The 25,709-nt window shown below is 67.5% G+C and carries 25 protein-coding genes; 9 read left to right on the top strand and 16 right to left on the bottom strand.

Annotated features, from left to right (window positions below):
• Positions 1–141: 141 nt before the first annotated feature.
• The 5 genes from FO470_RS00525 to FO470_RS00505 all read left to right on the top strand — a co-directional run bounded on the left by FO470_RS00525 (position 142) and on the right by FO470_RS00505 (position 4,946).
• Entirely contained in the window at positions 142–636 is a 495-nt protein-coding gene (locus FO470_RS00525; protein ID WP_144340985.1) for a tripartite tricarboxylate transporter TctB family protein, read from the top strand.
• Between the two features lie 54 nt (positions 637–690).
• A complete protein-coding gene (locus tag FO470_RS00520; RefSeq protein ID WP_144340984.1) occupies positions 691–2,199 on the top strand; it encodes a tripartite tricarboxylate transporter permease in 1,509 nt (502 codons plus the stop codon).
• 333 nt (positions 2,200–2,532) lie between these two features.
• Positions 2,533–3,264 (top strand): GntR family transcriptional regulator, encoded by a 732-nt coding sequence (locus FO470_RS00515; RefSeq protein ID WP_144340983.1) that lies wholly within the window; start codon positions 2,533–2,535, stop codon positions 3,262–3,264.
• 310 nt (positions 3,265–3,574) lie between these two features.
• Entirely contained in the window at positions 3,575–4,036 is a 462-nt protein-coding gene (locus tag FO470_RS00510) for a tellurite resistance TerB family protein (RefSeq protein ID WP_144340982.1), read from the top strand.
• 148 nt (positions 4,037–4,184) lie between these two features.
• A complete protein-coding gene (locus tag FO470_RS00505; protein ID WP_144340981.1) occupies positions 4,185–4,946 on the top strand; it encodes a glutamine amidotransferase in 762 nt (253 codons plus the stop codon).
• A gap of 133 nt (positions 4,947–5,079) precedes the next feature.
• Here FO470_RS00505 and FO470_RS00500 read toward each other — a convergent pair whose 3' ends face one another.
• The 9 genes from FO470_RS00500 to FO470_RS00460 form a co-directional block, all read right to left on the bottom strand.
• Positions 5,080–5,544 carry a Ros/MucR family transcriptional regulator gene (locus FO470_RS00500; RefSeq protein ID WP_144340980.1) on the bottom strand — a complete coding sequence of 155 codons (465 nt, stop codon included), beginning with the start codon at positions 5,542–5,544 and terminating at the stop codon, positions 5,080–5,082.
• 410 nt (positions 5,545–5,954) lie between these two features.
• The gene (locus tag FO470_RS00495) at positions 5,955–6,599 is read right to left on the bottom strand and encodes a TenA family protein (protein WP_144340979.1); all 645 of its coding nucleotides are present in this window, start codon (positions 6,597–6,599) and stop codon (positions 5,955–5,957) included.
• 80 nt (positions 6,600–6,679) lie between these two features.
• On the bottom strand, positions 6,680–7,456 hold the full coding sequence (locus FO470_RS00490) for an SDR family oxidoreductase (protein WP_144340978.1): 777 nt from the start codon (positions 7,454–7,456) through the stop codon (positions 6,680–6,682).
• Positions 7,457–7,680: 224 nt separating this feature from the next.
• The gene (locus FO470_RS00485) at positions 7,681–7,914 is read right to left on the bottom strand and encodes a hypothetical protein (protein ID WP_144340977.1); all 234 of its coding nucleotides are present in this window, start codon (positions 7,912–7,914) and stop codon (positions 7,681–7,683) included.
• 203 nt (positions 7,915–8,117) lie between these two features.
• Positions 8,118–8,651: a flavin reductase gene (locus FO470_RS00480; RefSeq protein WP_144340976.1), complete on the bottom strand. Its 534-nt coding sequence runs from the start codon at positions 8,649–8,651 to the stop codon at positions 8,118–8,120.
• A 73-nt stretch (positions 8,652–8,724) separates the two neighbouring features.
• A complete protein-coding gene (locus FO470_RS00475) occupies positions 8,725–10,038 on the bottom strand; it encodes an NtaA/DmoA family FMN-dependent monooxygenase (RefSeq protein WP_144340975.1) in 1,314 nt (437 codons plus the stop codon).
• A 5-nt stretch (positions 10,039–10,043) separates the two neighbouring features.
• On the bottom strand, positions 10,044–10,880 hold the full coding sequence (locus tag FO470_RS00470) for an ABC transporter ATP-binding protein (RefSeq protein WP_144340974.1): 837 nt from the start codon (positions 10,878–10,880) through the stop codon (positions 10,044–10,046).
• Positions 10,881–11,699 (bottom strand): ABC transporter permease, encoded by an 819-nt coding sequence (locus FO470_RS00465; protein ID WP_144340973.1) that lies wholly within the window; start codon positions 11,697–11,699, stop codon positions 10,881–10,883. It abuts the gene before it with no gap.
• A 96-nt stretch (positions 11,700–11,795) separates the two neighbouring features.
• Complete coding sequence (locus FO470_RS00460) at positions 11,796–12,875, bottom strand: putative urea ABC transporter substrate-binding protein (protein WP_144340972.1); 1,080 nt, start codon at positions 12,873–12,875, stop codon at positions 11,796–11,798.
• A gap of 138 nt (positions 12,876–13,013) precedes the next feature.
• Here FO470_RS00460 and FO470_RS00455 point away from each other — a divergent pair, with 138 nt between their 5' ends.
• The 3 genes from FO470_RS00455 (at position 13,014) to FO470_RS00445 (ending at position 16,496) form a co-directional block, all read left to right on the top strand.
• Positions 13,014–13,637 carry a TetR/AcrR family transcriptional regulator gene (locus tag FO470_RS00455; protein ID WP_144340971.1) on the top strand — a complete coding sequence of 208 codons (624 nt, stop codon included), beginning with the start codon at positions 13,014–13,016 and terminating at the stop codon, positions 13,635–13,637.
• A 193-nt stretch (positions 13,638–13,830) separates the two neighbouring features.
• Positions 13,831–14,283 carry a (2Fe-2S)-binding protein gene (locus FO470_RS00450; RefSeq protein ID WP_144340970.1) on the top strand — a complete coding sequence of 151 codons (453 nt, stop codon included), beginning with the start codon at positions 13,831–13,833 and terminating at the stop codon, positions 14,281–14,283.
• A gap of 5 nt (positions 14,284–14,288) precedes the next feature.
• Positions 14,289–16,496 carry a xanthine dehydrogenase family protein molybdopterin-binding subunit gene (locus tag FO470_RS00445; RefSeq protein WP_144341989.1) on the top strand — a complete coding sequence of 736 codons (2,208 nt, stop codon included), beginning with the start codon at positions 14,289–14,291 and terminating at the stop codon, positions 16,494–16,496.
• Between the two features lie 33 nt (positions 16,497–16,529).
• On the opposite strand, the gene FO470_RS00440 is transcribed toward FO470_RS00445, so the two are convergent.
• The gene (locus FO470_RS00440) at positions 16,530–17,417 is read right to left on the bottom strand and encodes a LysR family transcriptional regulator (RefSeq protein WP_144340969.1); all 888 of its coding nucleotides are present in this window, start codon (positions 17,415–17,417) and stop codon (positions 16,530–16,532) included.
• A 92-nt stretch (positions 17,418–17,509) separates the two neighbouring features.
• On the opposite strand from FO470_RS00440, the gene FO470_RS00435 reads away from it, so the two are divergent.
• Entirely contained in the window at positions 17,510–18,487 is a 978-nt protein-coding gene (locus FO470_RS00435; protein ID WP_144340968.1) for an SDR family oxidoreductase, read from the top strand.
• A gap of 73 nt (positions 18,488–18,560) precedes the next feature.
• Here the strand turns inward: FO470_RS00435 and FO470_RS00430 are convergent, their stop codons facing one another.
• The 6 genes from FO470_RS00430 to FO470_RS00400 all read right to left on the bottom strand — a co-directional run bounded on the left by FO470_RS00430 (position 18,561) and on the right by FO470_RS00400 (position 25,625).
• Positions 18,561–20,003, bottom strand: a complete 1,443-nt coding sequence (locus FO470_RS00430) for an NAD-dependent succinate-semialdehyde dehydrogenase (RefSeq protein ID WP_144340967.1) — start codon at positions 20,001–20,003, stop codon at positions 18,561–18,563.
• Positions 20,004–20,104: 101 nt separating this feature from the next.
• Positions 20,105–20,581: a VOC family protein gene (locus FO470_RS00425; RefSeq protein ID WP_144340966.1), complete on the bottom strand. Its 477-nt coding sequence runs from the start codon at positions 20,579–20,581 to the stop codon at positions 20,105–20,107.
• 42 nt (positions 20,582–20,623) lie between these two features.
• Positions 20,624–20,983: a DUF1428 domain-containing protein gene (locus tag FO470_RS00420; protein ID WP_144340965.1), complete on the bottom strand. Its 360-nt coding sequence runs from the start codon at positions 20,981–20,983 to the stop codon at positions 20,624–20,626.
• Between the two features lie 361 nt (positions 20,984–21,344).
• Positions 21,345–22,127 carry a Bax inhibitor-1/YccA family protein gene (locus tag FO470_RS00410; protein WP_144340964.1) on the bottom strand — a complete coding sequence of 261 codons (783 nt, stop codon included), beginning with the start codon at positions 22,125–22,127 and terminating at the stop codon, positions 21,345–21,347.
• 160 nt (positions 22,128–22,287) lie between these two features.
• Positions 22,288–24,900: an ABC transporter permease gene (locus FO470_RS00405; RefSeq protein WP_144340963.1), complete on the bottom strand. Its 2,613-nt coding sequence runs from the start codon at positions 24,898–24,900 to the stop codon at positions 22,288–22,290.
• Positions 24,897–25,625, bottom strand: coding sequence for an ABC transporter ATP-binding protein (locus tag FO470_RS00400; RefSeq protein ID WP_144340962.1), 729 nt, complete (start codon positions 25,623–25,625; stop codon positions 24,897–24,899). The genes FO470_RS00405 and FO470_RS00400 overlap by 4 nt, the downstream gene beginning before the upstream one ends.
• Positions 25,626–25,709 lie beyond the last annotated feature (84 nt).

The following is a 25,709-nucleotide window of genomic DNA, read 5'->3' as shown; positions in this document are numbered from 1 at the left end:
GGCGGGGCCGGGAGTGTCCCCGCCGGGCGACATCGAACGAACGTTTGAGCGGGCTGGCGTCAAGCGTGCCACCGACGGGCTTCTCCCGCCGGTGGTCCTTGGGCGGGTTTGCCTTTGCGCGGATTTTTCGGAGACATCGTGATGGAACAGGCTCATCAAGGAGCGGGACCGAAGCAGCGTGCCGTCGAGGTCGGCACGGCGCTGCTGACCCTGCTGTTCGGCTTCGTCGTGCTGTACGGCAGCTATCTCGTCGGCGTCGGCTGGGGATCGGACGGCCCGCAGGCCGGCTTCTTTCCCTTCTATATCGGCCTCGCCATTGCCGGCTGCAGCGTGATCAACCTGCTGCAGGCGCTGCGCGAGGACGGGGACGCGCTCTTCGCCGAGTGGGGCCAGCTCGGCCAGGTCCTCAAGGTTCTGATCCCGGCCTGCATCTACGTCGCGCTGGTGCCGTTCCTCGGCATCTATCTCCCGTCGGTGCTGCTGATCGTCGTGTTCATGACCTGGCTCGGCAAGTATGGCTGGCCGCTCTCTCTCGCGGTGGGCTTCGGCGTGCCGGCCTTCTTCTACATGACGCTCGAGCGCTGGTTCCTGATCCCGCTCCCCAAGGGGCCGATCGAGGCGATGCTCGGACTGTGATCACCGAAAGATAGGGGCGGGTCCGGCCGAGGCCGCCTGCCAGGGAAAGCGCCCATGCTCGACAATTTCATCAATCTCTATCACGGCTTCTACATAGCCGGCGATCCGTTCAACATCCTGCTGATGGTGATCGGCATCCTGCTCGGCGTGATCATCGGCGTGCTGCCGGGTCTCGGCGGTGCCAACGGCGTCGCGATCCTGCTGCCGCTGACCTTCTCCATGTCGCCGACCTCGGCGATCATCCTGCTGACCTGCATCTACTGGGGCGCGCTGTTCGGCGGCGCCATCACCTCCGTCCTATTCAACATCCCGGGCGAGCCGTGGTCGGTGGCCACGACCTTCGACGGCCATCCCATGGCGCGGTCGGGACGGGCGGGCGAGGCGCTTACCGCCGCCTTCACCTCGTCCTTCGTCGGCGCCTTCTTCGCGATCGTGATGATCACCATGATCGCGCCGCTAGTGGCCCAGTTCGCGCTGCAGTTCGGCCCGGCCGAGAAGTTCGCGGTGTACTTCCTCGCCTTCGCCTCCTTCGTCGGCATGAGCAAGGAAGCTCCCGCCAAGACCATCGTGTCGATGATGATCGGCTTCGCCCTTGCGGCGGTCGGCCTCGACATGGTGACCGGCCAGCTGCGCCTGACTTTCGGCATCACCGAGCTGCTCAACGGCTTCGACTTCCTCATCGCGGTCATCGGTCTCTTCGGCATCGGCGAAATCCTGCTGACCATGGAGGAGGGCTTGGAGTTCCGCGGCAAGGCGGCGAAGATCGACCCGAAGGTGGTGTGGAAGACTTGGAAGACGCTGCCGCGCTACTGGATGACGTCGCTGCGCTCCTGCATCATCGGCTGCTGGATGGGCATCACGCCGGCCGGCGCGACGCCCGCCTCCTTCATGGCTTATGGCATCGCCAAGCGCGTGTCGAAGAACGGCAAGAACTTCGGCAATGGCGAGATCGAGGGCGTCGTCGCCCCCGAGACCGCCGCACATGCCGCCGGCACCGCCGCCATGCTGCCGATGCTGGCGCTGGGCGTTCCCGGTTCGCCGACCGCCGCGGTTCTGCTCGGCGGTCTGCTGATCTGGGGTCTCCAACCCGGCCCGATGCTGTTCGTCGAGCAGGCCGAATTCGTGTGGGGCCTTATCGCCTCCATGTATCTCGGTAACATTGTCGGCCTCATCCTGGTGCTGACGACCGTGCCGCTGTTCGCCTCGATCCTGCGCATCCCCTTCTCGATCATCGCTCCGGTGATCCTGGTGATCTGCGCGATCGGTGCCTACACGGTGAACAACAACGTGTTCGACGTGCTGATGATGATGGTGTTCGGCGTCCTCGGCTATCTGCTGAAGAAGACGAACTACCCGCTCGCTCCGCTGGTGCTGGCGATCGTGCTCGGCGACAGCGCCGAGGAGGCCTTCCGCCAGTCGCTTCTGGCCTCGGGTGGCTCGCTCGCCATCTTCTGGTCGAACCCGCTGGTGTCGTCGATCATGGGAATCGGCATCGTCGCCGGCCTGTGGCCGCTTATCGCCCACCTCTTCAGCAAGCTGCGCGTCACCGCCCAGCCCGCGTGAGGTCGGCCCAATGATCGCCCGCCGCGCGCCATCCGTGCGGCGGGCTTTAAGCCGAGAGGGCGTTGCTGCGTGCGATGTCTTTCCGGCGCCCAGGCGAAGGGCGGGGTCAATCGCCCTTCCGCCGAGCCCCTCACCCCCGGAGAGGGAGATCGGGCCATCAGCGGTCGCGAGGAAAACCGCCGTCCGAGCCACGCAGCAGAAGGTGGCCGGCATGCGGGACGCGAACCGGTGTTTCGGGGGACGGGAGGCAACGCCAATGTTCTATGCCGATATCAGGCTTCATTCCCGACACGGGGGCCCAAGGCCCGCCACGGGGCACGGGACGGAAGCGTCATGATGAGCGTCGAGGGCACCATCCGCCGGGTGAATGGCGGTGCCGCCAAGCTCTCGGTGGCGCCGCTGGAGGACACCTCCACCTTCAAGAACCGCGCCTATGCCGCGCTGAAGGAGGTGATCGTCTCGCTGAACATCTACGATCAGCCGAACGAGGTGCGGCTCGACGAGCGCCAGCTCGCCCAGAGCCTCGGCGTCAGCCGGACGCCGGTGCGCGAGGCCATGGCGCAGCTCGAACGCGAGGGTTTCGTGCACTCGGTGCCGCGCCGCGGCATCTATGTGGTGCGCAAGACCAAGCGCGAAGTGATCGAGATGATCCAGGTCTGGGCCGCGCTCGAAAGCCTCGCGGCCCGGCTGATCACGATGCACGCCAGTGACGAGGAGATCGCCCGGCTGCGCCAGATGTTCGCCTCCTTCGAGGAGGGGCAGGACGCGCCCCACGCGAAGCTCGACGAGTATTCCGAGGTGAACATCCAGTTCCACCAGACGATCATCGCCATGGGCGGCAACGGCATCCTGGTCAATCTGGCCGAGAACCTGTTCACCCATATGCGGATGATCCGCCGCAAGACCATCGGCGAGGAGGACCGGGCCGACCGCTCGATCCAGGATCATCTGGCCATCATCCAGGCACTTGAAGCGCGCGATACGGCGGGCGCCGAGGTGCTGGTGCGCAACCACGCGCTCGGCCTTGCCGACCACGTGGCGCGCTTCGCCGACTATCTCGAATAGGCGCCATCCCGCGGGCGCGAGCCCCGGACCGTGCGTCAAGGTTCAGTTCCCCAACCTCGTCCCCGGCGGGTTCCTCGACCCCGCCGGGTCTTTTTTGTCTGGGAACGCGCGCGGCGCGGTTCGACTTCCGCTCCGGAAAAGCCGTCCTCGCGACTGTGGCGTCGCTGCACCGGCTGTCAGTGATGTATCGCGCGCGAGAGGCCGGCCGTTGCGCGACGGGAACGTTTACGTTACCCACCTTTCAAGGGCCTCTGCCGGGCCCTATCCCACTCTCTGGTTCATCCGCCACGCCGCAGGGGAGCCCGTCGGCATGCTGCGCTCGTTGACCGATTTCATCGCCGAGATCGCCGGAGGCGGCCGCGAGGCCGTCAGCTTCGCGGAGAACGACTACCGGCTGGCGGCCGCCGCCCTGCTGGTGCACGTCGTGACGATCGACGGGGTGATCGGCGCCGACGAGATGAGCAAGCTGCGCGGCATCCTCGCCACCCGCTTCAGCCTGACAGAAGACGAGGCCGAACGGCTGCTGGAAGCGGCGATCGCGCGCGACGCCGAGGCGGTCGACCTCTATGCCTTCACCAGCGTGCTCAACCGGGCGATGGACGAGGAAGGCCGCAAGCGCGTGGTCGAGATGATGTTCGAGGTCGCCTATGCCGATGGCGGGCTGACCGAATTCGAGGATAATCTGGTCTGGCGGGCGGCCGAGCTGCTCAATGTCAGCTCGCGGGATCGGGTGGCGATCCGCAAGCGGGTGCGCGACGAAGCGGACGATTGAGGTTCCGCCTCCGCACGCCGGTGGGCTCAAAGCCCGGCCGGCGAAGCGACGGCTTGAACCTGTTGCCAATCCGTGGCGTCATCCTTGCTTGCCGGATTTACGAGACGAATCGCAACCGCTTCCCGGCAACGTGCCTCACCCTGACGCCATGGCTTCCGCTTCTCCTCCGCTTCCCGTGCTGATCGTGCTCCACCAGGAGCATTCCTCCCCCGGTCGGGTCGGGAGGCTTCTGGCCGAGCGCGGGCATCGGCTCGACATCCGGCGTCCCTGCCTGGGCGACGAACTTCCGGAGACGCTGGAGAAGCATGCCGGCGCGGTGGTGTTCGGTGGGCCGCAGAGCGCCAATGACTGCCATGACTATGTGCGGGCAGAGATCGACTGGATCGGCGTTCCGCTCAGCGAGGGCAAGCCCTATCTCGGGATCTGCCTCGGCGCCCAGATGCTGGCGCGCCATCTCGGCGCCCGCGTCGCCCCGCACCCGGAGGGGCTCGTCGAGATCGGCTACTACCCGATCCGCGCCACAGCCGCCGGCACCGCCCTGCTCGGGCGCACCGAGGGCGCGGCGGATGGAGAGGGGCTGGCCTGCCTGTGGCCCGATCACGTCTATCACTGGCACCGTGAGGGTTTCGAGCTCGCCACCGGCGCAGAACTGCTGGCGGAAGGCCCGACTTTCCCGAACCAGGCCTTCCGTTTCGGGCCGTCGGCCTATGGCATACAGTTCCACCCCGAGGTGACGCATCACATGATGTGCCGCTGGACGGTCCGGGGCAGCGAGCGGCTGGACCTGCCCGGCGCCCGCCCGCCGCGCGCGCATTTCCTTGACCGGCTGCAGCACGACGGGCGCATCCGCCTGTGGCTCGACGCCTTCATCGATCACTGGCTCGCCGGTGGCCCCGTCGCCGCGCGCTGACGATGGCCGGGATTGGCAAGCATCCGAAGCAGATCGCTGTCGACGGCATGAAAAAGCCGCGCTGAAGCGATCAGCGCGGCTTTTCTTCAACTCACAAGCTGCCGGACGTCCTCAGGACGTCCGGATCACCCGATCAGGCCACCTTCTTGGCGCGGCCGCGACCCTTGGCGGGAGCGGGAGCGACGGGCTTCTTGCGCTGCTGGCCGAGGCCCATCTTCTTGGCGAGGTTGGAGCGCGCCTCAGCATAGCTCGGAGCGACCATCGGATAGTCGTTCGGCAAGCCCCACTTCGCGCGGTATTCCTCGGGCGTCATGTTGTACTTCGTCCGCAGATGACGCTTGAGCGACTTGAACTTCAGGCCGTCTTCCAGGCAGACGATATATTCCGGCGTCACCGACTTCTTGACCGGAACCGCCGGCTTCAGGACCTCTTCCACGACGGCCGGGACCGGGGCGGACAGTCGAAGCAGGGCGCCGTGCACCTTGGCGATCAGATCGGGAAGCTCGGCGGCGGGAACCGAATTGTTGCCGACAAAGGCAGCAACGACATCAGCGGTGAGGCCGAGATAGTCGACCGACGAGCTTTCCTGCTCCGACATTTATTTCCTCCATCGAGAACCTACTGCGATTTAGCACCAAATTGGAAAAGGTCAATCAGCAATCGTCAAGCAGTTGCGCCGGATAGTAGATCAAATTCTCGCTTGGAAGCAAAAAATACCACCTCATCTGCTGTGTTCGAGCGGTCTTGGCAGGCGGATGAAGGCTAGCGGGACGATCAGTGGGAAGTGCGGGACGAATTCAGGCATATCAACGGCTCGAAGGCCCTCGATGACGACATGTTGCCAAAATATAGGAGGTTTTGAATAATTTGCAGGGCGTCCCGGGTAGGTGCAAAAGCTCGCTATTTGATAATAAAACGCGGGGATTATCAGAAACGCATTCTTGCGCCCCTCGGGGCAGTGGATGCCTGCACAGCCAGGGCAAGGACGTCGGAAGTGGTTTGCTCGAATCAGTCGTAGATGTGATCGAAGAAGGCGCGTTCCAGCACGACGGCGCGACGAAAGAAGGCCGTGGCGACCGCTCTGCCCGGTTCGTCCTCTGCCGCACCCACGCGGTCCAGTTCGCCGCGCAACCAGGTCACGAAGCCCCGGAAGCCGTCATTGTTGTGCAGCGTGATCCACTCGGCATGGATGAAATCCGCCGGAGGCAGGGCGCCGGGACGGTCGGCCCAGGACAGATAGAGCCATTCCGCCAGGGTGAGGACGGCAAGGCAGCTCGCATAGTGGCGGCTGGCGGCGGCTTCCTTCATCAGCGCCTGAAAGCCGGTCGTCGGCGCGGTCAGGACGGGATGCTCGCGTTCGGCCGCGGGAACGCCCAGCGCGTCGAAGGAGCGCTGGAAATAGGTATTCTCGTCGCTGGTGATCATTGCCGCGAACTGGGCGAACCGGATGCGCGACTCGAAGCGATCGGCCGTGGCGATGGTCATGCCGAGCAGAGCGACGAAGCCGTCGATGAACTGGTAGTCCTGTGTCAGGTAACGGCGCATGACGTCGGGAGCCACGGTGCCCCGGAATATCTCGTCGACGAAGCGATGACCGACGGCGGCGTTCCAGTCGTCCGCGTTCTCGTCGCGCAGGCGCTCGCTGAAGCCCATCTCGTCCTCCCTGACGGCCGATTTTCCGAATCGGCTGGCGTTCTAGGGCGCGAGGGAAGCCACGTCGAGAGCGGGCGGCGCTACATGCGCACGGTCTGCCCGCCATCGACCACGAGAACATGCCCGTTGACGAAGGAGGCCTCGTCGGAGGCGAGGAAGACGGCGGCGGCGCCGATCTCGTGCGGGCGGCCCCAGCGGCCGACCGGTACGCGGATGTCGACGAAGGCCGAGAAATCCGCGTTGTCGACGAGGCCCTGGTTGGTTTCCGTGGCGAACATGCCCGGCGCGATGGCGTTGCTGGTGATGCCCTCGCGCGCATAGTCCACGGCGAGCGCGCGCATCAGCCCCGTAAGTCCGGCCTTGGCGGCGGTGTAGACGGGGTCGTGCCGGTTGGCGACATGGCCGGCGATGGAGGTGACGGTGATCAGCCGGCCATGCCGGTGGGCCACCATTCGCTCGGCGGCCTCGCGGGCCAGCATCATCGGGGCGACGAGGTCAGTGGCGACGAGCGCTCCCGCCTCCTCCGGCGAGAAATCCTTCAGCGGCCGGCGGTCGCGAGCGCCGACATTGTTGACGAGGATATCGAGACGGCCCTGATCGCGGACGATGGCGGCGATCGCCTCGCGGCCGGCGGCGATGTCGGCGATGTCGAAGGGGGCGATGGCGACCGGGCGGCCCGTCGCCGCCTCGATGGCCTGCGCCGCCTGCTGCAATCGCCCCGCATCGCGTCCGTTGATCACCACCTGCGCGCCGGCGGCGGCCAGGGATCGCGCCATCTCGAAGCCGAGGCCGCGACCGGCGCCGGTGACGAGAGCGGCACGGCCGTCGAGACGGAAGGGAGCGGTGGTGTCGTTCATGGGGACGCCTGGAGTGCGGAGGGGCGAATCGCCGTCACTCTGGCGCGGCGTGTTGCCGGGTGCCACCCGTTAGCAACGCGGAAAAGGGGCCGGGATGCGAGTCCGCACTCCCGCGCCACAAGGCATTCGGGCCGGGTGGGCGACCGCCCCCGGCGCGAAAAGGCACAGCCCTGCCAGGCTACGCCTCCTCTCGTGCATCTGCGCGGTGGGATCGGATTCCGCCCTCAGTGCCCGCGCGCATAGGAATTGATCGTGGATTGCCAGCGAATGGCCGCATCGCCGTTCAGCGCGGCCTGGTTCATCGGGCCGGTCGTCGCCGTGTGCTGCTGCAGCCAGGGAAAGGTGGGGGGAACGAACTGGCCTTGCGCCTGGGCCTGCGCCGCGGCCGGTGTTGCAAGTGGTGTGGCGAGTGCCGTGCCGAGCGCGGCAAGCGCGATGATCCTGCTGTGGTTTACCATCGTCGTGCCTCAACAAACACGCACCCCAGCGGACGTGATCATACACGGTCGTCCGACGCGGGCACGCACTTCCATGTAATCCCCAAGGTGATCATCCTTAAGGGGATGGGTCGGAAGGTAGCTTAGGGCGGTGTAAGCCGTTTGGTCGAGGCGGGGATCCCGCACATATACGCGAGCGGCAGGGCTTTTCGGCGTCGCCGGGCTCAGGAGGTGCCGGTCACCGCATGATAGCGGCGGCTGAAATAGATGAGCCCCTCCTGCGCGCCACCCTCGGCCAGCCCCACGACCTCGCAGAACAGCACGTCGTGCGTGCCGACCTCCACGGTGCGCACGATGCGGCAGTCGAAGGCGACCACCGCGTCGGCCAGCATGGGCGCGCCGGTGGCGGAGCGGCACCATCGGGCAGCGGCGAAGCGCTCCTCGACCGGGGTGCGGCCGCCGAAAAGGTTGGAAAGATCCTCATGGCCGGCGGCCAGCGTGTTCACGCAGACCACGCCATTGGCATGCACGGCACCTGCCGCGGACGAGCCCTTGTTGAGGCAGACCAGCAGCGTCGGCGGGCTGTCGGTGACGGAGCACACCGCGGAGGCGGTGAAGCCGTGGCGTCCGGCGGGACCGTCCGTCGTGACGATGTTCACCGCCGCGCCCAGCCGGGCCATGGCGTCGCGATAGCCCTGCCGCGTTACCGCAGGCAGGCAGGGTTCGGGAGAGCCGTCGGCCGGCCGGCATTGTGCCATGTGCATCTCCATCTCGCCGGATGATGAGCCGGCAAAGGGAGGCGTGGAATCGTCCGCGCCTCCCGGTGTCGCGTCAGAATTCGCGCAGGTTATCGCGCAGGAGCTGGTGCTTGTACTCGGTGCGGGTGAGGCCGCGCTTCTGCAGTTCCGGCACGAGGCCGTCGACGATCTCGGTGATGTAGCGCCGGGAGACGCGCAGCACCGGCGTAGTGATGAGGAAGCCGTCGCCGCCGACCTCGGCCATGGCCTCGCCCATCTTCTGCGCGACCTGCGCCGGCGTGCCGATCAGCTCCAGAGAGGAGACGAGGCCGCCGCCGCCATCCGCCGCGAGCTGGCGCAGGGTCTTGCCCGAGCCCCATTGCTGGAACTTGTCGAGCGTGCCGGATTCGCCGTTCGTCACCAGCTTTTCCGGCAGCGGCTTGTCGAGCTCGAACTGGGCGAAGTCGATCTCGGTGATGGCGGAGATCGAGATCAGCACGTCGGTGACGAAATTGTCCGACATGGTGACGTTCTCGTAGCGGGCGCGCGCTTCGGCCTCGGTCTCGCCCAGGCTCGGGGTGATGCAGAAGAACACCTTGATGTCGTCCGGGTCGCGGCCGATCTTCGCGGCGCGGGCGCGGATGTCGGCGCGGAACTCCTTCATGCCCTCGACGCCGTTCGCCACCGAGACGATGGCGTCGGCGTGCTGGGCGGCGAAATCGCGCCCGCGCGGCGAGGCACCGGCCTGCAGGTAGACGGGACGGCGCTGCGGCGAGGGCACGGTGTTGAGCGGCCCGCGTACCTGGTAGAACCGGCCCTTGTGGTCGACCGTGTGAACCTTGGAGCCGTCGGCATAGATGCCGTTCTCGCGGTCGAGCACCACGGCGTCCGGCTCCCAGGAATCGAACAGCTTGCCGACGACGTCCATGTACTCGTCGGCCATGGCGTAGCGGTCCTCACGCGGAGGAAGCTGGTCCATGCCGAAATTCTTCGCCATCAGGTCTTCCGCGCTGGTCACCACGTTCCAGCCGAAGCGCCCCTTGGTCAGGCTGTCGATGGTGGAGGACAGGCGCGCCAGCATGAAGGGCGGATAGGCCATGGTCGACATGGTGGCGACGACGCCGAGGTGCTTCGTCGCCATGCCCATGGCGACGGCGAGGGGGGCGGGATCGGCCTTCGGCACCATCATGGCGTGCTTGAGCGAGAGGTCGCGGGACCCGCCATAGGTCTCCGGCACCATCAGCTTGTCCTCGATCATGATGAGGTCGAAGCAGGCGCGCTCCATCGCCTGGGCCATCTCGATGTAGAACTGGCCGTCCCATGGATTGCCGCCCTGCCCGAAGGGTTCGCGCCACTCGTCGGGCGTGAAGTTCATGAACCAGGCGAGGTGGAAGCGCTTGTCGGCCATTGCAGTCAGTCCTTCACGAGCGCCGGGACGGGAAGTGCGTCCTGCGGCAGGGAATGTCCGGAAACCAAAGTGAGGCGCATCCGCTCGCGCTCGGCCTCGAACAGGCGGGATTCGCGCACGGTGCGGCACTTGGCTTCGAAGTCGGAGACGATGGTGGCGCCGAAGCGCTCAGGCGCCTGCGGGTCCTTGCGTGGCCTGTCGACCGCGACCACGCGGGTGCCGAGCAGGAAGGCCTCGGGCAGATCGTGCGTGACCATGACGATGGTCATGCGGTTCTCCTCCCACAGCTCGCCGACCAGCTCGTGCATGGATTTGCGCGTGCCGGGGTCGAGCGCGCCGAAGGGCTCGTCGAGCAGCAGGACCTTGGGCTTCATGATCAGCGCCTGCGCGAGGGCGAGGCGCTGCTGCATGCCGCCGGAGAGCTGGGCGGGGTATTTCTGCGCGTGCTCGGCGAGGCCGACGCGGGCGAGCAGCGCCATGGCGCGCTCTTCCAGCGCGCGGCGGCGGGCACCGAAGAAGCGGCCGAGGATCGGCGCGCCGGCCCATTGCGGGCCCATCATCACATTGCCCAGCACGGTCCGGTGCGGGAACACCGAATAGCGCTGGAAGACCACGCCGCGATCGGCCGTGGGCTCGGCGGCGATGGGCTCGCCGTCGATGAGGATCTTGCCGCGCGTGGGCTGCTCCTGCGAAAGCAGCATGCGCAGCAGCGTCGTCTTGCCGACGCCCGAGGGGCCGATGATGACGAGGAACTCGTGGTCGTCGAGGGCAAGGTTGACGCGCTCGAGAACGACCCGGTCGTCGTATTCCTTCCAGACGTTGTCGAAGACGATCGTGGTCATTCAGGCCGCCTTTATCCGGTCCCACGGATAGGCGGCGGCGGCGAGGCGGCGCAGCGCGTAGTCCATGAGAAAGGCGAGCAGGGTGATCCAGATCACGTAGGGAAGGATCACGTCCATCGCGAGATAGCGGCGCACCAGGAAGATGCGGTAGCCGAGGCCGCCCTCGGCGGTGATCGCCTCGGCGGCGATGACGAAGAGCCAGGCGGCGCCGAGCGAAAGCCGTACGGAATCGAGCAGGCGCGGCATCACCTGCGGCAGCACCACGCCGGTGATCATCTGCCAGGTCGAGGCGCCGAGCGTCTGTGCCTTGATGATCTGCTCGGTGGGAATGGCCGAGACCCGCAGCATCACGTCGCGGATGATGAAGGGCGCGATGCCGAAGACGATCAGCACGATCTTGGACACCTCGCCGAGGCCGAACAGGATGAACAGGATCGGCAGCACCGCCAGCGGCGGGATCAGCGAGAAGGCGGCGAAGAACGGCTCGAAGGTCGAGCGCAGATAGGGGATGAAGCCGACCACGATGCCGAGCACCAGCCCCAGCAGCGCTGAGATGCCGAGGCCGAGGAAGAGCCGCCAGAGGCTGAGCCAGGTATCCCACCACAGCAAGTATTGCTTCGTGGCGACGTCGAGCGTCGTCGCCATGCGCACCATGGTCGCCCAGAAGGTGGCGAGGCTCGGCATCAGCTTGTCGGCCGGCTCGACCGCGAGACGGGCGTTGGAGGCGAGGAGATAGACCGCCAGCGCGAGGATGAAGGGCAGGGAGGCGAGGATCAGCCGGACGCCCGGGCGGGGCACGTAATTGATGATGCGGCGCATGAGGGCCTTCCGTGCGGACGGTGCGGGGGCCTTGGAGCGGAGGGCGCGCCGGACCGGCAGGGAACCGGCGCGCCGGGGATCGGGGGCGGGAAAGCCTCAGAGCTTCCCGTCGGCGGCTTCCTTGGTGAAGCTCGCATTCACCCGCAGCTTGATGTTCGCCTTGTCGCCGAGCACCGTGCCGTCGGCGACCTCGATGCCGATGGAATCGACGCTCGTCGCGCCCTGGCCGAACAGGCCCTGCTGGAAGCAGAAGGTGCGGATGCTGTTCCAGATCTTCGCGTTCTCGGGCGACAGCAGGAAGCTGGCGGCCTCGCCGGCGGTGTAGAAGAAGTGGGTGGTGTCGAGCTGGGCCTGCAGGCCGCTCGCATCCGTGCCCATGGCGCTGGTCATCACCGCGCGCATTTCCTCGGCGGGGGCGCCGCCGGCCTTCAGGATGCCGAGCGCCTCATACCAGGCGCCGACCACCGCCTTGGCGAAGTCCGGGTTGTCCTTCAGCGTCTGCGTGTTGCCGATGAACACGTCCATGATCTCGCCGGGGATCTTGGAGCTGTCGAACAGGTTGGTCGTGCCCTTGACCTTGAGCATGTCCTCGGTCAGCGGCTTCCACGACACCGCGTGCTTCATCGCGTCCTGCGAGACGAAGGCGGCGGAGATCTCGGCATCCGAGATGTTCACCGTCTTGGCGGCGGTGGGATCGTCGATGCCGGCGAGCTGCAGCGCCCGGTTCAGCAGGTAGTGCGAGACGGAATACTGCAGCAGGTACACGTCCTGCCCGGCGAGTTCCTTCACCTCCTTGGCCGACTTGGAGACGACGATGTCGTTGCCGTTCGAATAGTCGGTGATGAGAAAGATGGAGGTGTCGACGCCGCCGGCCGCCGGCATCGTCAGGCCGTCCATGCTGGCCACGCCGACCGCGTCGATCTCGCCGGCGATGAACTGGTTGATGCTGCCGACATAGTCGTTGGCCTGGATGATCTCGACGTCGATGCCGTACTTGTCCGCCCATTTCTTCATGATGCCGGACGACTTCAGATAGGCGAACGGCATGAAGCCGATATAGACGGTGTAGGCGACCTTGAAACTTTTCTTGGGCGCGGCCTGTGCCGCGGGCATTCCCGAGAGAACGGCGGCGGCGAGGCCGGCGAAGACGACGGCGGCCCTGAAAATACGCTTCATGAGGGGTGGCTCCGGTCGCTGAAAAGGGCTGGACCGGATTATTAAACGGTGACTTAATATGATTAGGCAAGCCCAACAAATGGGCACGCATAGCATATGAGCAAGGCAGAAAATTCCGTACAAATACGGAGGAAACGCATGGCAGCACGACCGGCGCGCAAGCGCCTCCAGCCCGCCGAGCGGCGGGGAATGATCCTCGACGAAGCGTTGAGATTGTTCGCCGAGCGCCACTTCTCCGTGGTCACGGTGCGCGACATCGCGCTGGTCTGCGACATCAATGTCGGGCTGCTCTACCACTACTTCGACAACAAGGACGACCTCGTGCGCCGCGCCCTTGGGCACGCGATCGAGCAGCTCATGATCGGATATGAGCAGCGCCGCGCCGCCGGGCTGGCGCCGCTGGCGGAGATCCTCGCCTGGCTCGACGCCCATGTGGAACTGGCGCCCACGCTCGCCCTCATGGTCAAGCTGATGTCGGACTATGCGAGCTCGGGCCTGCGCGACGCGGAGGTCGACGCGCTCATCGCCGGTTTCTACGGCCGCGAGAAGCAGCTTCTGGAGGAGGCCCTGCAGCGCGGTGTGGAGAGCGGCGAATTCGCTCCCGTCGACATCGCGCGCACCGCGCGGCGCATCGGGCTGATACTGGACGGCATCTTCTACGCCTCGGCCAGCCGTGGTGACGACCGGATCGTCGAGGACATCCTCGACCTTGCCGATTTCGTGCGCACCACGCTGGGCGTTCCCGCCGAGGCGGCGGCCTGAGCCGGCGGCGGAGATATCACCCGGCAAAGTTCTGGCGAAACGGCCAGCCTGTCACGGATAGGTGATTAGATGATGGCCGTCATGAAGCCTAGCCTTCCCGTGGGAGCGCAGAGAGAAGGGTGGCCGGCTGCCGGGGGCAACGCCGGCCGTGCGTCTTTGCGTGTCCTCATCCCGCAAACGGAGAGGGCGAGACATGAAATTCACGCTCAACGGAAGCGAACGCACCCTTGAGGCAGACGGGCAGATGCCGCTGCTGTGGGCGATTCGCGACATTGTCGGTCTGACCGGCACCAAGTTCGGTTGCGGCGCCGCGCTGTGCGGCGCCTGCACGGTCCATGTCGACGGCGTGCCCGTGCGTTCGTGCCAGACGGCGCTTGCCGATGTCGAGGGCAAGAACGTCACCACGATCGAGGGGGTCGGGGGCGAGGTCGGCGAGGCCGTCGTTGCGGCCTGGCGGAAGCTCGATGTCGTGCAGTGCGGCTACTGCCAGTCCGGCCAGATCATGTCGGCTGTCGGCCTGCTGAGCGAGAACCGCAAGCCGACCGACGAAGACATCGACAGCGCCATGGACGGCAATGTCTGTCGCTGCGCCACCTATCAGCGCATCCGCGCGGCCATCCACGAAGCCGCCTCGAATCTCGCGTGATCGCCATGCACATCATCACCCCTGACCAATACCGCGTAATGCTCGCGCGCTTCAGCAAGGATGTGGCGCCCTCCCGCCGCGGCTTCCTGAAAGGGATCGCCGCCGCTTCCGGCGCCCTCGTCATCGGCGTGCATCTGCGCCCGGTGGAGGCGCTCGCCGCCGCCATGACCGACGGGCCGATGCCGAACGCCTTTGTGCGCATCGCGCCGGACAGCACCGTTACCGTGCTGATCAAGCACCTGGACATGGGCCAGGGCGTCACCACGGGCCTCGCCACCATCGTGGCGGAAGAGCTCGACGCCGACTGGAGCCAGATGCGCGCCGCCTTCGCGCCCGCCGACGCGCAGCTCTACAACAACCTGCTCTTCGGCCCGGTGCAGGGCACGGGCGGCTCGACCTCGGTCGCCAATAGCTGGGAGCAGCTTCGCAAGGCCGGCGCCGCCGCCCGCCACATGCTGGTCGCGGCGGCCGCCGCCAAATGGGGCGTGCCGGCCGAGAGCATCAGCGTCGAGAAGGGTGTGCTCACGAGCGGCAACCACTCCGGCTCGTTCGGCGAATTCGCCGAGGCGGCGGCCAGGCTCGACGTGCCGAAGGACGTGAAGCTGAAGGATCCGAAGGACTTCACGCTCATCGGCACTCGCCTGCCGCGTCTCGATTCGACTGAGAAGACCGACGGCAAGGCGGTCTATGCGCTCGATATCCGCCGTCCGGGCATGCTGACCGCCGTGATCCGGCGGCCGGATCGCTTCGGCGCCACGGTGAAGAGCTTCGACGCCGCGGCGGCGAAGAAGGTGCCCGGCGTGGTCGATGTGGTGGCGGTGCCGGCCGGCATCGCCGTTCTCGCGCAGAACACCTGGGCGGCGATCCAGGGCCGCGACGCGCTGGCCGACATCGTCTGGGACGAGGCGAGCGCCGAGATGCGCGGCACGGCCGAGCTGCTCGACGAGTACAAGAAGCTCGCCGCCACGGCCGGCCTGCCCGCCGCCCGCAAGGGCGACGCGGCCAAGGGCATCGCCGGCGCGGCCAAGACCGTCGAGGCCGAGTTCGCCTTCCCCTATCTCGCCCACGCGCCGATGGAGCCGCTCAACTGCGTGATCGAGAAGACCGGCGACGGGGTGACGATCTGGGCCGGCTCGCAGTTCCAGACCATCGAGCAGGCGGTGACGGCCGGGGTCCTCGGCCTCAAGCCGGAGCAGGTGAAGATCGAGACGGTCTGGGCTGGCGGGTCCTTCGGACGGCGCGCCAATCCGCCCGCCGACTATGTCGCCGAGGCGGCCACCATCCTCAAGGCGACCGACGGCAAGGCGCCGATCCATCTCGTCTGGACCCGTGAGGACGACATCAAGGGCGGCTATTACCGTCCGATGTTCTACCACAAGGTCCGTGCCGGCCTGACGGCGGACGGCAAGATCGCCGGCTGGGAGCAGCAGATCGTCGGCCAGTCCTTCATGGCCGGCACGCCCTTCGAGGCCTTCGCCATCAAGGAAGGGGTCGACGGCACCTCGGTGGAAGGGGCGGCCGACACCAATTACGACATCGGCAACTTCGCCGTGGACCTGCACACCACGCAGGTGAAGGTGCCGACGCTGTGGTGGCGTTCGGTCGGCCACACCCACACCGCCCATGTGGTGGAAGTGACCATCGACGAGCTCGCCCGTGCGGCGGGGCGTGATCCCGTGGAGTTCCGCCTCGAACTCCTGAAGGACAAGCCGCGCCATACCGGTGTGCTGAAGCTGCTGGCCGAGAAGGCTAGCTGGGGCGAGAAGGCAGGCGCCGGCAAGGGCCGCGGCATCGCGCTCCACGAGAGCTTCAACACGGTGGTCGGCAGCGTGATCGACGTGTCGGTGGTGAACGGCCAGATCAAGGTCGACCGGGTGGTCTGCGCGGTCGATTGCGGCATCGCCGTCAACCCCGACGTGATCGCCGCGCAGGTCGAAGGCGGCGTGGGCTTCGGCCTCGGCGCGGCTCTGCACGACGAGATCACCCTGGACAAGGGGGTGGTCGAGCAGGCGAATTTCGACGGCTACATTCCGCTGCGCATGTCGGAGATGCCGAAGGTGGAGGTCCACATCGTGCCCTCGGCCAACGCGCCGACCGGTATCGGCGAGCCCGGCGTCCCCGGCGTCGCCCCGGCACTGTCCAACGCCATTTTCGACGCCACCGGCCAGCGGCTGCGCTCGCTGCCGTTCCGGCTGGAAGACTTCAAGGCGTGAGAATGGAGAGGCTGGCGAAAGCCGGCCTCTCTTCTAGGCGGTGGCCGTTCGCATGCCCTCGACCAGCGCGTCGAACACGGCGCGAGAGCGGCGGCTCGTCTTCAGGTCTTCGTGCATCACGATCCAGACCGGCAGGTCCAGCACGAAGTCGTCCGGCAGTAGGTGGACCAGATCCGGCTCATGTCGCGCAATGGGCCGCTGGCAGATTCCGATGCCGAACCCGGCGCGGATGGCGGCAAGCTGAGCCAGATCGCTGTCGGTTCTCAACGCGAGGGCGGGACGCCCCAGCATCGGGTAACGCCCGATTGCGGCGCGAATGGCCGGCGTCTCGCGATCGAACCCGATGAGGTCGTGCTCCTTCAGCGCGTCGAGGCTCGCGGGAATGCCCTTCCGGTCGAGATAGCGCCTGTGCGCGTGCAGGCCGAGCCGGATCGGCGGCAAATGCCGGGCGACCAGAGCTTCTTGTGCCGGCTCCACCATGCGCACCGCGATGTCCGCCGCGCGTTCCAGCACGTTTTCCACCGCGTTGGACAGCGCCAGCTCGATGACGAGTTCGGGATGCTGCGCGCGCAATTGCACGAGGATCGGGGGCAGGTGCTCGGCTCCCACCACGTCGGAGGCGCTGACCCGCACCACGCCGCGCACTTCGTCCGCGCGGCCGGATGCGGTGCGCAGCAGCGCGGCCGAGGTGGTCGCGAGGGAACGGGCATAGGGGCCAAGCTCCAGCGCCGTCTCCGTCGGCGCGAGGCCGCGCGGCGAGCGCAGGAAAAGCTGCGCCCCCACCGCTTCTTCCAGCGCGTCGAGATGGCGCGCGAGCGTCGGCTGGGTCAGCCCGAGCCGCCGCGCCGCGCCGGAGAGCGAGCGTTCCTCAAGCACCGCGAGGAAGCTCCGGTAAAGGTCCCAGCTCGGTTCCGTGTTCATCTATTCATGTATATCGGATGTACGATATTGCGCAATTTCGTTTAGTTCGATGTGACGCCATCTTTCCCTTCACCAGCACGAAGGAGATTGAAATGATGGCGAAGACGGCACTGGTACTCGGAGCGACCGGCGGGATCGGCGGCGAGGTCGCGCGCAATCTGGTCGGGCGCGGCTGGACCGTCCGGGCACTTTCGCGTTCGGGCGAGGTCGGGCGGCGCGACGGCGTCGAATGGGAGCGCGGCGACGCCCTGAACGCGCCCGACGTGGAGCGGGCCGCCGAGGGAGCGTCGCTCATCGTGCACGCGGTGAACCCGCCCGGCTATCGCGACTGGGACAGGCTTGTGCTGCCGATGCTGGACGGCACCATCGGCGCCGCCCGAGCCGTCGGGGCGCGGGTGCTGCTGCCGGGTACGGTCTACAACTACGGACCGGACGCCTTTCCGTGCATCGGCGAGGCGGCGGCGCAGAACCCGCTTACCCGCAAGGGGCGCATCCGCGTCGAGATGGAGCAGCGGCTGCATACCGCGGCGCAGGCCGGGGACATCCGCGTGCTGATCGTGCGGGCCGGCGACTTCTTCGGTCCACGCGCCGGAAACAACTGGTTCGGGCAGGCGCTGGTGAAGGCCGGCAGCCGCCCCCGTGTGCTCACCTATCCCGGCCGGGACGGCATCGGCCATCAATGGGCCTATGTGCCGGATGTGGCTGAAACCATGGCCCGGCTGGCGGAGCGCGACGACCTTGGTTCGTTCGAGAGCTTCCACATGGACGGGCAGTGGGATCCGGATGGCCGGCGGATGATCGGCGCGCTCCGCCGTGTCCTCGGTGAACCCGGCCTGCCGGTGCGCCGCCTGCCCTGGGGCGCGATGCGCCTCGCCAGCCCCTTCGTGCCCTTGTTCCGCGAACTGGCGGAGATGCGCTATCTCTGGGAGGAGCCGGTGCGGCTCGACAATCGCCGGCTGGTCGAAAGGCTCGGCGGGGAACCGCATACCCCGCTCGACGCTGCGGTGCGCGCATCGCTCGTCGGGCTGGGGTGTCTCGAGGGGTCGGCGGCGATGGGCATGGCGACCTGAGAGATGTCCGGCGGCATGGCAGTTGATGAAGAAAGGGCGCGCCGTCGGCGCGCCCTTTCCGTTTCCGGCCGGCTCAGAGGCCGACGCAGACGTATTTGATGTCGAGATACTCGTCGATGCCGTACTTCGAGCCCTCGCGGCCGACGCCGGATTCCTTCACGCCGCCGAAGGGCGCTACTTCCGTGGTGATGACGCCGGCATTGATGCCGACCTGCCCGTAGCGCAGCCCTTCCGAGACGCGGAAGGCGCGCGCGAGGTCGCGCGTGTAGAAGTAGCAGGCGAGGCCGAACTCGGTGTCGTTGGCGAGCTTCACCGCCTCTTCCTCGGTTTCGAAGCGGAACACCGGTGCCACCGGGCCGAAGATCTCCTCGCGGGCGAAGTTCATCTCGGAGGTGGCGTTGGCGATCACCGTCGGCTGGAAGAACTGGCCGCCGAGCGCGTGGCGCTGGCCGCCGGCGACGACCTTGCCGCCCTTGGCGAGCGCGTCGGCGACGAAGCTCTCGGTCTTGGCGACTGCCTTGTCGTCGATCAGCGGGCCCTGCACCACGCCTTCCTCCAGGCCCGGGCCGACCTTCAGCTTCGCGGCGGCCTGGGCGAACTTCTCGACGAAGGCGTCGTAGATGCCGGCCTGGGCGTAGAAGCGGTTGGCGCAGACGCAGGTCTGGCCGGAGTTGCGGTATTTGGAGGCGAGGGCGCCTTCCACCGCCTTGTCGAGATCGGCGTCGTCGAAGACCAGGAAGGGCGCGTTGCCGCCGAGTTCCATGGAGACGCGCTTCACCGTGTCGGCGGCCTGCTTCATCAGGATCTTGCCGATGGGGGTGGAGCCGGTGAAGGTGATCTTGCGCACCACCGGGCTGGCGGTCATTTCCCCGCCGATGGCCGAGGCGGAACCGGTGAGGATGTTGACGACGCCGGCGGGATAGCCGGCCTGCTCGCAGAGCACGCCCCAGGCGAGGCCGGAATAGGGCGTCTGCGTCGCCGGCTTCACCACCGAGGTGCAGCCCGTCGCCAGCGCCGGGCCGATCTTGCGGGCCAGCATGGAGGAGGGGAAGTTCCACGGGGTGATGGCGGCGACCACGCCGACCGGCTGCTTCAGGGTGAGAATGCGCCGCTCGCCCCAGGGCGAGGGGATGACGTCGCCATAGACCCGGCGCGCCTCCTCGGCGAACCACAGCACATAGGCAGCGCTGGCGCCGACCTCGCCCATCGATTCCGCGAGCGGCTTGCCCTGCTCGATGGTGAGAAGCTCGGCCAGCGCCCGCTGGTTGTCCATGATGGCGGCGTGGAGGCGGCGCAGCAGCTTGGCGCGCTCGTCCGCCGTGGTGCGCGAGAAGCTCGCGAAAGCCTTGTCGGCGGCCTCGATGGCGCGGCGCGCTTCCACGGCGCCAGCATTCGGCACAGTGCCGATGACGTCGCCCGTCGCCGGGTTGGTCACGTCGATGGCGCCGCCGCTGTCGGCCGGCACCCATTGGCCGCCGATGAAGTTCGCCTCGCGCTTGAAATCCGACCAGTTCATGTAGGCCTGCCTCCGCAACGCACGGTGCGGGCCCTCATGGCCGGCGCCGGGTGAGGCTATGTAGCGCCCGCGCCGGGAGGGGACAACGCTGCCGGCGCGCATCAGCTTCGATGATAGGCGGTCTCCAGCGCGGCGATGTCGAGCTTCACCATGTCGAACATCGCTTCCATCGCCCGTTTGGCCTTGGCGGTGTCGGGGTCCTTGATCATGGCGAGGAGCACGCGCGGCGTGATCTGCCAGGACAGACCGTAGCGGTCGGTGATCCACCCGCATTGCACCGGCGTACCGCCGTCCGACAGCGCGCTCCACAGCCGGTCGATTTCTTCCTGGGTGTCGCAGGGGACGATGAGGGAGACGGCCGGCGTGAACTGGTAGTGCGAGCCGCCATTGAGCCCGAGATAGGCGACGCCGTTGAGCGTGAACTCCACCGTTATGATCTCGCCCGCCTTGTTGCCGGGGGTATCGACGGGGGAGGCGTTGACGGATTCGATACGCGAGTTCGGGAGCAGCGAGACGTAGAAATGCGCGGCTTCCTCGGCCTTGCCGTCGAACCAGAGGCAGGTGCGGATGGGGTGCATCGCGGTCTCCTTGCCGAATGCGGAGTTTGGCTGCGGCCCACGCTAATTCTTCGCCATGTCGACGAGCGGCGCGAAGCCGCCGAAGATCATGCGCTGGCCATCGAAGGGCATGTCGGTGATCTCCTTCAGGCGGGGATCCTCCATGAAGGACTTCATGCCGGCATCGCGCACCTCCTTGGAGGGCCAGACGATCCAGGAGAACACCACCGTCTCCTCCGGGGTCGCCTTCACCGCCATGCGGAAGTCGGTGACCTTGCCGTCCGGTACGTCGTCGCCCCAGCATTCCATCAGGCGGAGGGCGCCGTGGTCGAAGAAGATCGGCGCCGCCTTCTCCGCCATTGCCCGGTAGGCGTCCTTGTTGCTGGTCGGTACGGCGAGGACGAATCCGTCAACGTAGCTCATGCTTTCCTCCTCCGGTTCCTGGCTGGGATCAGAATGTCTCGGCCGTGTCCGTGTCCGCGGCTTGCGTATCCATCCAGAACGCTTCCCAGATGTGTCCTTCGGGATCCTCGAAGCGGCGCGAATACATGAAGCCGAGGTCCGCCAAGGCTGCGTGGGCTGTCAGGCATAGGGACACCTCGCTGGCGCGCCTGCCGTAACGGCATGCGTAAATGGATTAAGGGCGGCGGCCTGCTGAGACAACCGGCGTCGCCAATCAAAATATCTGATGCGGACATCGCCGCCGCGCGAGACGGCGGGCAGACAAACAAAAAACCCCGGCTCGCGCCGGGGCTTTCCTTATTCGGTGAGGGCTGGAGCCGCGTCAGTTGTTCCGATTGCCGAAGAGCTGGAGCAGCATCAGGAACATATTGATGAAATCCAGATACAGCGACAGCGCGCCCATGATGGCCTTGCGCCCGGCGATCACGTCGTCGTCACCGGCGAAGTACATCTCCTTGATGCGCTGGGTGTCGTAGGCGGTGAGGCCCGCGAACACCAGCACGCCCGCCACCGAGATGACGAACTGCAGCATCGAGGAGGCGAGGAAGATGTTCACCACCGCCGCGATGATGATGCCGAACAGGCCCATGATCAGGAAGGAGCCCATGCCGGACAGGCTGCGCGAGGTGGTGTAGCCGTAGAGGCTCAGCGCACCGAACGCCGCTGCGGTGATGAAGAACACCCGGACGATGCTCTCATGCGTGTAGACCAGGAAGATGCTGGCGAGCGACACGCCGACGAGCGCGGCATAGAGCCAGAAGATGCCCTGCGCGGCGCTGACGCTCAGGCGATCGACGCGGAAGCTGAGGAAGAACACCGCCGCGAGCGGGGCGAGCATTACCACCCAGCGCAGCGGGCTGAAGAACAGCGCGACGCCGAGATCGGTGAGGTAGACGCCCGGCGCGATGGCGGCCTGGGTCGGCACGTCGGAGACGGCGAGCATGAAGATGCCCAGCGCTGCCGCGCCGGTGATTGCGAGGCCGAGCGTCATGTAGTTGTAGACGCGCAGCATATAGGCGCGCAGGCCCTGGTCGATCTCGGCCTGCGTCCGCGCCGCGGTCGCCCCGAAGCGCGGCACGGAGACGTTGCGGTCATAGTCGGACATGGCGGATCTTCTCCCGATAACCCCTTGTCCCGCCACGCTGCAGGCGGAATGCCGGCGCGGTTCGCGGGAAGTCACCGGGAATATGAGGGCCGTATCGCCCTGCCGCAAGTGAAGTTTGCGACAGGAATGCCGTAGCAGCACGCAGCGGTTGCCGTGCGCCTCACAGGTTGCGCAGGATGCGTGCCGGCTTCTGGCCGAGCGCCCGCCAGGTGCCGATCAGCCCGAAGCCGACCGTGAGCAGCAGCGCTACCGCCACCGCGCCGAGCGCCGCACCCGTCGACCAGGCAAAGGTGAGCTTCATCACATAGACCACCACCACATAGGCCGCGGCCGTGCCGGCACCGATGGCGACGACGGCGGTGACGAGGCCGAGCGCCGCGTATTCCAGCGCATAGGCGGCGACGAGCCGGGTCCGGGTGGCGCCGAGCGTCTTCAGGATCACGGCGTCGTAGACGCGATGATGCTGGCCCGCCGCCAGCGCCCCCGCCAGCACCAGCACGCTCGACAGCAGGGTGACGAGGCTGGCGCCGCGGATCGCCGTCAGCAGATTGGCGACGATCTCGCCGATCTGCGTCAGCGCTTCCTTCACCCGCACCGCGGTGACGGCGGGGAAATCGGTCGCCACGGCCCGGCCGATGGAGCGCTCCGCCGCCTCGTCGCCGCCATTGGGCATGGTGAGGGTGGCGAGCGAGGTGTGGGGTGCGCCGGCGAAGGTATTCGGCGAGAACACCATCACGAAATTGATGGCGAGCCGCTCCCATTCGACGTCGCGCAGGTTGGAGATGGTGGCGGTGATGGTGCGTCCGAGCACGTTGACCGTCACCTCGTCGCCGATCTTCAAGCCGAAGGCTTCGGCGATTTCGCGCTCGAAGGAGACCACCGGCGGGCCGGCATAATCGGCCGCCCACCAGTCACCGGCGACGAGGCGCGAGCCCTCCGGCAGCGTCTGCGCATAGGTGACGCCGCGGTCGGAGGAGAGCACCCAGGCGAATTCCGGCGGCGGGGTGAGGCTTTCGGCCGGCTTGCCGCCGAGCGAGATGATCCGCCCCCGCAGCATCGGCACGGTCTCCACCTCGCCCCGCGGGGCCTTCTGCCCGAGATAGGCGGCGAAGCGGTCGGCATCGGCGCTCTGGATGTCGAGGAAGAAGAAGCTCGGCGCCTGTTCCGGCAGGTTGGCGGTGAGCTCGCGCGTCAGGCTGCGGTCGATCAGCGCCAGCGTGACCAGCAGCGTCAGGCCGAGGCCAAGCGACAGCACGATGGTCGGCGTCAGCGCCGAGGGCCGGTGGATGTTGGCGAGCGCCAGGCGCAGCGCGGTGGAGCGCGGGCGCGGCAGGCGGCGGGCCAGCGCCATGATGCCCGCTCCGACGAGGCGCAGCAGGATCAGCACGCTCGCGGCGGCGGCGAGATAGATGAGCGCGATGCGCCTGTCTTCCGACGCGAGGACGGCCAGCGCGGCGAGGGCCAGCACGGCCAGCGCTGTCAGGCCGATATAGAGCAGGCGCGGCCGGCGCCGTCCCCCTTCCACCCGCTCGCGGAACAGCGCCGAGACCGGCACGTCATGGGCGAGGCCGAGCGGCCAGAGCGCGAAGGCGAGCGCGATGAGCACGCCATAAGCGACAGCGAGCGCCAGTGCCGCCGGCTGGAGGCTCGGCTCGATGGGAATGGGCAGCAGGTGGCCGAAGGCGGCATCGGCGAGGAAGGGCAGGGCAGAGCCCACCGCGACGCCGATGCCGATGCCGACCAGCGCGATCAGCCCGACCTCGGTGAGGTAGATGGCAAAGACGGTGGCGCCCGGCGCACCGAGGCTCTTGAAGGTGGCGATGACGCCGCGCTTGGCATCGAGATGGCTTTTTACCGCATTAGCGACGCCCACGCCGCCGACGAGCAGCGCGGTGAGGCCGACGAGGGTGAGATACTCGGTGAAGCGCCGGACGTTGTTCTCCAGCCGCGGCGCGGCGGCCTCGCGGGTGCGCACCTCGAAGGCGGCGTCCGGGGCGTCCTTCTGCACCGTCTCCACGAAGCTGGCGAGGTTGCCCGGATCATTCATCCGGACCCGGTACTGCCAGCGCACGAGGCTCCCCGGCTGCAGCAGGTTCGAGGCGCGCAGCGCGTCGAGCGAGACCATGAGGCGCGGGCCGAAGCCGATGCCGGTGGAGAGCGAGTCCGGCTCGCGGGCGATCAGGTCGGTGAGCGTCAGCTGGGCTTCGCCGAGCTGGAAGCGGTCGCCCGGCTTCAGGCCGAGGCGATCGGCGAGCGCGGGATCGGCGACCGCGCCATAGGCGCTCCCGTTCGCCGCGAGGGCGGCGGACAGGGGCTTCGGCGGATCGAGATCGAGCGTACCGACCATCGGGTAGGCGCCGTCGACCGCCTTCACCTCCGCGAGGGCGGCGTTGAGCGCGTCGCCTTCGCCGGCGCGTGCCATGGCACGCAGGGTGGCGATGGTGGAGACCCGTCCGCCGGCGGCGACGAGGGCGTATTCCTCCGGCGTTGCCTCGCGCTGCACGAGGGTGAAGGAGGCGTCGCCCCCGAGCAGCGTGGTGCCCTCGCGGGCGAGGCCGTCGGTGAGGGCACGCGAGAAGGCACCGACGCCGGCGATGGCCGCGACGCCGAGCGCGAGGCAGGCGAGGAAGACGGCGAAGCCGCGCAGGCCGCCGCGCAGCTCGCGCAGCGCGAAGCGCAGAGGTACGGGCCAACGCGCCGGGCGGCGGCTTGCCGGGATCGGGCCGGAATCCGGGCGCACGGAATCCGCGGCGGAGGAGAGGTCCGTGCTCATGCGGGCGTTCCCGCGAGCACGGCCTCGGGCTCGATGACGCCGGAGCGCAGCCGCACCGTGCGGTCGCAGCGGCGGGCGAGCGTGGGATCGTGGGTGACGATCACCAGCGTCGAGCCATGCCGTGCCTGCGCCGCGAACAGAAGGTCCATGATCTGCCGGCCGGTCGTCTCGTCGAGATTGCCGGTCGGCTCGTCGGCGACGAGGATGCGCGGCTCCGGCGCGAGGGCGCGGGCGACCGCCACGCGCTGCTGCTCGCCGCCGGAAAGCTGGGCCGGATAATGGTCGAGCCGATGGCCGAGGCCGACCGCCGCGAGTTCGGCGGCAGCGCGCTCGAAGGCGTCGTTGCGGCCGGCCAGTTCCAGCGGCACGGCGACGTTCTCCACCGCCGTCATGGTGGGGATGAGATGGAAGGCCTGGAAGACGATGCCGACATGGCGGCCGCGAAAGCGGGCTAGGGCGTCCTCGTCGAGCCCGGTCAATTCCTGTCCCGCCACTGTCACCCGGCCGGAATCGGCGCGCTCGAGGCCGGCGAGCACCATCAGAAGGCTCGACTTGCCTGAGCCGGACGGTCCGATCAGCCCGACCGCTTCGCCCTGGGCGATCTCCAGCGACACGCCCTTGAGGATGTGGACGCGCGCCGCGCCGGCGCCGAGGGAAAGTTCCACGTCATGGAGACGGATGGCGGGCGAGGAAGCGGCCGGCTGGGCCTGGGAATGCGGCGGCATGTCGTCCTTTCGCGCGTCGGTGCGCAGCGTCAAACGCGGCGGCCCCTTCCGGGGCGGGCTCGCGGCAACATATGCTGCGCTGCA

The sequence above is a fragment of the Ancylobacter moscoviensis genome (genome assembly GCF_007559435.1).
Taxonomy (GTDB): domain Bacteria; phylum Pseudomonadota; class Alphaproteobacteria; order Rhizobiales; family Xanthobacteraceae; genus Ancylobacter; species Ancylobacter moscoviensis.
Note: the sequence above shows the minus strand (reverse complement) of the source record. Positions and strands in the feature narration are given on the sequence as shown.